We start from the raw sequence: 8,439 nt of genomic DNA, 5'->3' as shown, positions 1-8,439 counted from the left end.
CGGCGAAGAAGTAAGAGACGGGCGGACGGCCGCCTCTTTCCTCTGCAAAGGGGAAGGGGGGCCGTCCGCATCTTCTCCCCCCTTTACGCCACCACCACTCCCCCACCACGGGAATTTCCTCCATGGCCACGACCCTCTCCCCCTTGGCTCCCGCCAGCTTCCCGACGTTGCCGCCCATCGCCGGCGTGCGCATCGCCACGGCGAACAGCGGCATCCGATACAAGGGCCGCGACGATCTGCTGCTGGCCGTGCTGGATCCCGGCACCAGCGTGGCGGGCGTGCTGACCCGGTCGCTGACCTGCTCTGCCCCGGTGATCTGGTGCCGCGACAGCCTGCCCAAGGGGTCGGCCCGCGCCGTGGTGGTGAATGCCGGCAACGCCAACGCCTTCACCGGCAAGGCGGGCGACGCCACCGTCCAGGCGACGGTCAGCGCCGCCGCCGAGTTGGCCGGCTGCGCGCCGGACGAGGTCTATATCGCGTCGACCGGCGTGATCGGCATCCCGCTGGCCGCCGACGCCATCGGCAAATGCCTGGCGCCGATGGCCCCGAGCCTTGCCGCCGATTCGGCGGCGTGGGAGAAGGCCGCCCGTGCCATCATGACCACCGACACCTTTCCGAAGGGCTCGGTGCGCACCGCCAGGATCGGCGGGACGACGGTGACCATCGCCGGCTTCGCCAAGGGCTCCGGCATGATCGCGCCGGACATGGCGACGATGCTGGGCTTCGTCTTCACCGACGCCGCCATCGCTTCGACCGCGCTGCAGGACATGCTGTCGGAATTCACCGAGCGCACCTTCAACGCCGTCACCGTCGACGGCGACACCTCGACCAGCGACACGCTCCTGCTGTTCGCCACCGGCAAGGCCGGCAACGCCCCGGTGTCGAGCGCCGATGCCGCCGAGCTGGCGGAGTTCCGCGCCGCGCTGGAGGATCTGCTGCTCGATCTGGCCTTGCAGGTGGTGCGCGACGGCGAAGGCGCGACCAAGTTCATCGCCATCACCGTGCGCGGCGCCGACAGCGACGCCGCCGCCAAGCGGATCGGCATGACGGTGGCGAACTCGCCGCTGGTCAAGACCGCCATCGCCGGCGAGGACGCCAACTGGGGCCGCATCGTCGCCGCCATCGGACGCGCCGGCGAGCGCGCCGACCGCGACCTGATCAGGATCACCGTCGGCGGCACCCTGATCTGCGCCGAAGGGATGGAGGTTCCCGGTTACGACGAGACGCCGGTCACCGCCCACATGAAGGGCAAGGAGGTCGACATCGACATCGACCTCGGCCTGGGCAAGGGGACGGCGAAGGTGTGGACCTGCGACCTGACGCACGGCTACATCGACATCAACGGCAGCTATCGGAGCTGACGGTTTGGTGGGCGGCGGAGCGGAGCCCTGGCCCGACAGCGTGGCGGCGCCACGGCTGCTGCTCCGCGCCTTCCGGCACGAGGATGTGGCGGATTTCGTGCCGCTGATCGGCGACTGGCAGGTCGCGCGCTGGCTCGCCCGGGTCCCGCATCCCTACACGGCTGCCGATGGCCACGAGTGGGTGGAACTGGCGGCGCGCGACCGTGCCGCTCACGCTGCTCTCGCCTTTCTGGCGGTGCGGACCGAAGACGGCGCCCCGCTCGGCGCCACCGGGTTGCACCTGGACCGCGACCGGCCTGGCAGTGCCGAGATCGGCTATTGGGTCGGCACCCCCTACCACCGCGCCGGCTATGGGTTGGAGATGGTGACTGCGATGCTGGATGTCGGTTTCAACCGGCTCGGCCTGTCGCGGATCTGGGCCGCCGCGGATCCCGATAACCTGCCGTCCCGGTCCTTGCTGCTCAAGGCCGGCTTTCGGCAGCGGGGCGAGCGCCGGTATGACTTCGCCGCCCGTGGGCGAAGCGTTCTGGCGCCGTATTTCGAAATCACCGCCGCCGAATGGCCGGCCCGCCGAGAGGGTTCCGCATGACCGCCTGTTTCGATCCCAGCTCCACCCCCGCGCCCGGTTCGCTGCCGGTGCTGCTGGTCGTCGCGGTGGCGCTCGTCGATGCCGACGGGCGCGTGCTGCTGGCGCAGCGCCCGCCCGGCAAGTCGTTGGCCGGCCTGTGGGAATTCCCCGGCGGCAAGGTCGATGCCGGGGAGACTCCCGAGGCCGCGCTGGTGCGCGAGCTGAAGGAGGAGTTGGGCATCGACACGGCGGCCAGCTGCCTCGCCCCCTTCACCTTCGCGTCCCACAGCTATGAGCGTTTCCATCTGCTGATGCCGCTCTATGTCTGCCGGGTGTGGGAAGGCGACGTGATGGCGCGGGAGGGGCAGAAACTCGCCTGGGTCTATCCGAACCGGATGGGCGATTACCCGATGCCGCCGGCCGACGTGCCGCTGGTGGCGATGCTGCGGGACCTGCTGTGACCCTGCGTTGAAAAATAGTCCAAACGGGACTATGGTGTATGGAGGTGGCCGGCGGGTGTCACCGCACCCGCCGGCACGCTCCCGGTGTTAGCGACGGATCAGGCGGATCTCGATCCGCCATCTCTTTTTATATTTTGGGGTGGCACTGGAGCACCAGGAAGAACGGCATCTTCTTCATGCCACCTTCCTCCTTCTGAAACGGCGGATGGACCACCCATCCGCCGTTTTCAGTTTACACGCGGACGATGAGCGGGCGTCATATTTTCACACCAATGTGTGGTGGCGCCGGTGCGCGTCCGACCTTTGTTCCCGGGCGCGTCCCTTTGCGGCTTTGCCCCGCGAGCGATCTGTGCCACATGATTGAGTCGTTGAGACGACAAGCCGGATCTCCGGCCCCACTTTCCTGAACCGCATCGGCGTGGATTCGTTGTTTTCCTACAGCAACCGGGGGGCATCGGACGATGCCTCCGGTCAACAGCCGGCCACGGCGCTCGACGCGCTGCGGACGGTGTTCGGCTACGACTCCTTCCGTGGCCAGCAGGCCGACATCATCGACCATGTGGTGCGCGGCGGCGACGCGCTGGTGCTGATGCCGACCGGCGGCGGCAAGTCGCTGTGCTACCAGATCCCGGCGCTGGTGCGCGACGGCGTCACGGTGGTGGTCTCGCCGCTGATCGCCCTGATGCGCGATCAGGTGACGGCGCTGCGGGAACTGGGCGTGCGCGCCGCCTTCCTCAACTCCTCCCTCGGCCCGGCCGAGGCGCGGGAGGTGGAGCGGGCGATGGTGCAGGGCGAGATCGACCTTGTCTATGTCGCCCCCGAACGGCTGGTGACGCCGCGTTTCCTCGATCTGCTCGACCGCACCCGGCTGGCGCTGTTCGCGCTGGACGAGGCGCATTGCGTGTCGCAATGGGGGCATGACTTCCGCCCCGAATATCTGCAGCTGTCGATCCTGCACGAACGCCACCCGATGGTGCCGCGCATCGCGCTGACCGCCACCGCCGACGTGCAGACCCGCGCCGAGATCAAGGACAAGCTGGGGCTGTCTGAGGCCCGCGTCTTCCTGTCCAGCTTCGACCGGCCCAACATCACCTACCGCGTGGTGCCGAAGAAGAGCGAGCGCCAGCAGATGCTGGCCTTCCTGCGCGACAACCATCCGGAAGACGCCGGCATCGTCTATTGCATGTCGCGCAACAAGGTGGAGGAGGTCGCGGCCTGGCTGAACCAACAGGGTCGCGAGGCTCTGCCCTATCATGCCGGGCTGCCGGCCGAGACGCGCGAGGCCAACCAGGACCGCTTCATCAAGAGCGAGGGTCTGGTGATGGTCGCCACCGTCGCCTTCGGCATGGGCATCGACAAGCCGAACGTCCGCTTCGTCTGCCACCTCGACCCGCCCAAGAGCCTGGAGGCCTATTACCAGGAGACCGGGCGCGCCGGCCGCGACGGGTTGCCCGCCAACGCCTGGATGGCCTACGGCATGGCCGATGTGGTGATGCTGCGCCAGATGCTGGAGCAGTCGGAGGCCGGCGACAGCCACCGCCGGGTGGAGCGCGGCAAGCTGGAGGCCCTGCTCGGCTTCTGCGAAACATCGGACTGCCGCCGTCAGGTGCTGCTGAACTATTTCAACGAGACGCTGCCGGAACCCTGCGGCAACTGCGACACCTGCCTGGACCCGGTCGAGACCTGGGACGGCACCATCGCCGCGCAGAAGGCGCTGTCCGCGGTCTATCGCACCGGCCAGCGCTATGGCGCCGGCCACCTGATCGACGTGCTGGTCGGCAACGCCACCGAAAAGGTGGTGCAGCAGAACCATGATCAACTGAAGACCTTCGGCGTCGGCAAGGATCTGACCAAGGTCGAATGGCAGTCGGTCTACCGCCAGCTGGTGGCGACCGGTCTGCTGACCGTCGATCTGGAAGGATATGGCGGCTTCCGCCTGACCGATGCCGGGGTGGCCGTCATCAAGGGCCAACGGGTGGTGAAGCTGCGCAAGGACCCGGTGCTGGAACGCCGCCGCGGTGTCCATGACGCGCTGCGCCGCCACACCGCGCGCGGCGGATCGGTCGGCGGCGGGGCGAGCGGGGAGGGCGGGTCGCGTTCCGGTGCCCGCGGGGCGCTGTCGGCGGCCGACGACGCGCTGTGGCATGCGCTGAAGGACTGCCGGACGGCGCTGGCGAAGGCGCAGAGCGTGCCGCCCTATGTGATCTTCCACGACAGCACGCTGCTGGAGATGGTGGCCCAGCGTCCCCGCGATCACGCCAGCTTCGCCCACCTGCCGGGAGTCGGCGGCCGCAAGCTGGAACGCTATGCCGACGCCTTCCTGGAGGTGATCCGGCAGCACGGGTGAGGGTGGGCATCCCCTGCTGTCTGCCCCTGCTGTCGTCGGGAGGCCGCCTGCGATCAGCGGCCGATCTGGGGGGGACGCAGTCGCCAGAGGCTGCCCACCGCGCAGGCGACGACCAGGATGCCGAACGGCACCGCCGGAGACACATAGAGGTAGTGGTAGTCGCTGCGCAGGGCGACGGCATTCAGGAACGACACCAGCATGATCCGGGTGGTGAAGGCTGCCGCCACCGCCAGCCAGAAGATCAGGAAGCCGTCGATCCGGCGCTGGCGCAGGACCGACCAGAGGGTGAAGAGGCCCAGCCAGATCAGCGAGATCGACACCAGCCAGGGGCCGGCGGCACGGTAAAGGCCGGTGATGGCGACATTGGCGGGGCTGCCGCCGATCGTCTCGGCGGGCGGCGGGACGGCTGCCGACTGGTCGATGGTGATGACGAGGTCTCCGGCCGTTCCGGCGAAGGGACCCGGTGGGGCCGAGAGCGGCAGGCGGACGGTCGTGCCATCCTGACGGATGGAAAGGGCGGCGGCGCTGTCGCCGGTCGCCCGGAACCGCAGCGCCGAGGCTCCGGCCGTCCCGAAAGCCGCCAGCACGTCGTCGCCGGACCCCAGCTCGATCCTGAGGGCCGTCGGCGCCTGGTCGGCCCCGATGCTCAGGGGGCCGTGGGGGCTGTAGGCCCAGCCGCTGACGCTGCGGAGATCCGCAGCTGCCGATCCGCTTTCCAGCGGCGTTGGCAGGCTGTGCGTCACACCGGCGAAATGGCGAACCGTCTCCTCGGTGCCGATGCTGGGCCGGGCGCCGACGGGACCCGACCGGAAACCCGACGCCTTCCAGAAGAAGTCATAGGCGGAGACCAGGGCATCCGTCAGCTGGTTGGGTTGCACCGGCGGCATGAAGGTGGAGCGGGCCGGCAGGCATGCGATGGCGCCCCGGTCGCAGGCGGCATCGATCTCCCCGGCGAGGCGGCGGTAAAAGGCATCCGCCGTGCCGGCATCGCGATAGAGACCGAGATCCGCCACCGCGTCCCGCAGGACCCACATGAATCCCGTGGTGTCGTAGGATCCGAAGCCCGGTGCCATGTAGGCCGCTCCCTTCGGTCCCTCCAGGAAGGGTTGCAGTTGGGCGGCCGCGGGGCTGACCGAATAGGCCGCCTGCCGGGCGTCGGGAGGAAAGGCGAGATAGCGCTTCCAGGGAGTCCGATAGGTGATCCGGCTGATGGCGCCATAGGCGTCGACGAACGGGCCTTGGCGGAAATCATTGTCGCGGAAGACGCCGTAATGGCTGTGGTTGAGCGTGCAGATGGTGAGGATGATCCCTCCGGCGACGGCGGTGGGAATCAAAAGGGGAAGCATCAGCCGAACCGAACCATCGCGCGACAGCAGCGTGCCGGTTCTCCGGATGGCGCGGCACCGCAGGACGCCCCAGTGGAGCAGCAGCAGGCCGACCGCCGGATACAGCCAGGGAGTCTCTTCCCTGGTCAGCCAATAGGCTGCCGCGGAGACGCCGAGACCCAGCAAGGCGAGGATGCGGTGGGACAGCGGGCGGTGAAACCTGGGATGGTCGGCAGGGCCGTCCACCGCATAGGCCAGTGCCGCACAGGAGAGGACCAGAAGGGAGATCGGGATGTAGATGTTTTCACGGATGACGCGGGAAAGGTCGGCTCCCCAGAAAATGGGCAGGAGGGCCAGGGCCATGAAGGTGGCGGTGGACAGCCACTTGCGGCCGGACAGGGTTCCGACCGCAAGCGACGACACGCCGCAGGCCAGCAGATACAGGAGATGTTCCGACAGCCGAAGAGGCAGACCGAGCCAGGACGAGGCACAGATGAAGGCGGGATAGCCGGCGCCTTTGGCAAGGGTCAGATTGTCGTATGGGCCAAGCCACTCGCCGCGGCAGAGGAAGTCTGCGAGCCGGATGAACAGCAGGTCGTCATAGGTGCTGGCGATGGCCTGAACCGGAACGGCCATCCTCAACCCGACGCTGAGGACTGCCACCACAACGATGATCGCTAAATGCATGAAACCGCTACCCGTCCGCTTGCTCCGGAGCCGATCGCATCCCGATGGATGCGCGCATCTATGCGGTGGTACAACCGGTAACATCAAGCGCTGTTTTCATCGCGGCCGGCCGGTCGCGAGGGCTCCGGACCCGAGTCATGGACCGTCGATTTTTCCGAAATTCACCGCTTGCATCCTGCGAAGCACATCGCTATGTTCCGCGCCACAACGACGCCGCAGTAGCTCAGGGGTAGAGCAACTGATTCGTAATCAGTAGGTCCGGGGTTCAAATCCCTGTTGCGGCACCAGTTTCTAAGGCCCTGAAAGCAAATAGCTTTCGGGGTCTTTTCATTTGCGGCGGATGCCGCGTTTTCCCACCTGCAAAATCTGCAATTTCCCACTTGCCCGTTTTCGTCGTTCCAGCGGCGTTCTGGGATGTTCTGCTCAGGGTTGCGCTTTTCTTCCCTTATGGCGCTTCCGCTGTGCGGCTGCCGCCATGCGATCATCGGGCCGGACATAGACGGCGACCACGCCACGGGACCGGTGCCCCGTCACCGCGCGGATCTCGTCATCGGTGGCGCCGGCTGCGCCCAGCTCGGTGGCGGCGGTGCGGCGCAGATCGCGGAATTGAAGCTCCGGCGGCAGTTGGGCGAGCGCACGGATCCGGGCGAACTCATGGCCGAAGTGGAATTTCTGGTATGGCCGGCCTGTCGCCTCGCTGACGATCACCTGCACGGCGTCGCGCTTCACCTTCCCCAGCAGCACCTGCATGGCCGGCGTCACCGGCACGCGCAGGGCATGCTTGGTCTTGCCCTGCACCAGGCTGAACGCCGCGCCGTCATAGTCCGACCATTTCAGCGCCAGGATGTCGCCCTGCCGCTGGCCGATGTCGAGCGCCAACCGAACCGCGAGCGCCAGTGACTCCCGGCCGGCCTCGATGGCGGCGGCGCAGAAGGTCTCGACCTGATCCGGTGTCCATAGCTGCGTCCGGGCCTGCGTGCCGATCAGCCGCATTCCATCTGCCGGCGACACGTCGATCATGCCGCGGTCGCAGGCATGGCCCAGCACGATCCGCCAGACCCGCATCACCGCGTTGGCGGTGGCGAGGCCGGATTTCTTCTGCACCGCCTCATAGCCCGTCACCAGCCACGCCCTGGTGATGCTGGCCACCAGCTTGTTGCCGGCCACCTTTTCGATCCGGTTCAGCAGGAGCCGGTATTCGTGCTTGGTCTTCGGCGCGAGCTTGGCGTACTGCGGGGAGGCCTGATACTTCGCGATGAGGTCGGCCACGCTGTTCGGCAGGATCGCGGGCTGGAGGCCGGTGCGGCGGACCCGCTCGGCCTCGACCTCTGCGTTTAACTCGCGGGCGCGGGCAATCGCCTTGTCCGTGTCATCGCCCAGCGCTTCGTCGCTGAAGCCCAGCGCCTTGACGGCCGGGGTGGTGCGCCAATACCAGCGCCCAGCCACCCGCTTCATGCGCAGGACCGTCAACTCCACCTTGCCCATTCGTCAGCGCCCGCCGTGCCTGTCGTGGATGAGTGTTGCACAAGCCCGCTGCGTTCGTCCTGCCGTCTGTCCAACAGCAGCCGGTCCCACAGCAGGCGGGCAGTGCGCCGGCCTGCACCGCCGCGGCGTTCAGGCTCTGGCCAGCGGCCTTCCTCGACTTCCTTGGCGAACTGGCCGGGCGACACGCCGACATAGCGCGCCGCCT

Annotated in this window: 6 protein-coding genes, 1 tRNA gene and 1 pseudogene; 5 read left to right on the top strand and 3 right to left on the bottom strand. The window is 67.8% G+C overall.

Annotated features, from left to right (window positions below; genetic code table 11):
- Window positions 1-122 precede the first annotated feature (122 nt).
- From argJ to recQ, 4 genes are all read left to right on the top strand, one after another.
- Window positions 123-1,361, top strand: a complete 1,239-nt coding sequence (argJ, locus tag I71_RS30480; protein ID WP_042703210.1) for a bifunctional glutamate N-acetyltransferase/amino-acid acetyltransferase ArgJ — start codon at window positions 123-125, stop codon at window positions 1,359-1,361.
- A gap of 7 nt (window positions 1,362-1,368) precedes the next feature.
- The gene (locus I71_RS30475; protein WP_159107456.1) at window positions 1,369-1,950 is read left to right on the top strand and encodes a GNAT family N-acetyltransferase; all 582 of its coding nucleotides are present in this window, start codon (window positions 1,369-1,371) and stop codon (window positions 1,948-1,950) included.
- Window positions 1,947-2,390, top strand: coding sequence for an 8-oxo-dGTP diphosphatase MutT (gene mutT, locus I71_RS30470; protein WP_042703206.1), 444 nt, complete (start codon window positions 1,947-1,949; stop codon window positions 2,388-2,390). Before I71_RS30475 ends, mutT begins: the two co-directional genes overlap by 4 nt.
- A gap of 418 nt (window positions 2,391-2,808) precedes the next feature.
- Complete coding sequence (recQ, locus tag I71_RS30465; RefSeq protein WP_042703204.1) at window positions 2,809-4,737, top strand: DNA helicase RecQ; 1,929 nt, start codon at window positions 2,809-2,811, stop codon at window positions 4,735-4,737.
- Window positions 4,738-4,790: 53 nt separating this feature from the next.
- Here the strand turns inward: recQ and I71_RS30460 are convergent, their stop codons facing one another.
- Window positions 4,791-6,749, bottom strand: a complete 1,959-nt coding sequence (locus I71_RS30460) for a hypothetical protein (protein WP_148294412.1) — start codon at window positions 6,747-6,749, stop codon at window positions 4,791-4,793.
- 212 nt (window positions 6,750-6,961) lie between these two features.
- Between I71_RS30460 and I71_RS30455 the strand changes: the two genes are divergently transcribed.
- Window positions 6,962-7,036: transfer RNA gene (locus I71_RS30455), tRNA-Thr, on the top strand.
- 136 nt (window positions 7,037-7,172) lie between these two features.
- Here the strand turns inward: I71_RS30455 and I71_RS30450 are convergent.
- Entirely contained in the window at window positions 7,173-8,225 is a 1,053-nt protein-coding gene (locus I71_RS30450) for a tyrosine-type recombinase/integrase (protein ID WP_211098461.1), read from the bottom strand.
- Window positions 8,216-8,439, bottom strand: a pseudogene (locus I71_RS39255) (hypothetical protein); the annotation flags it as partial. The pseudogene I71_RS39255 and the gene I71_RS30450, both read right to left, overlap by 10 nt.

Origin of the sequence: Azospirillum sp. B506, from assembly GCF_000333595.1 — a bacterium.
In the GTDB taxonomy this organism is placed as follows: Bacteria; Pseudomonadota; Alphaproteobacteria; order Azospirillales; family Azospirillaceae; genus Azospirillum.
The sequence above is the reverse complement of the archived record's forward strand: the minus strand, read 5'-3'. Positions and strand labels throughout refer to the sequence as shown.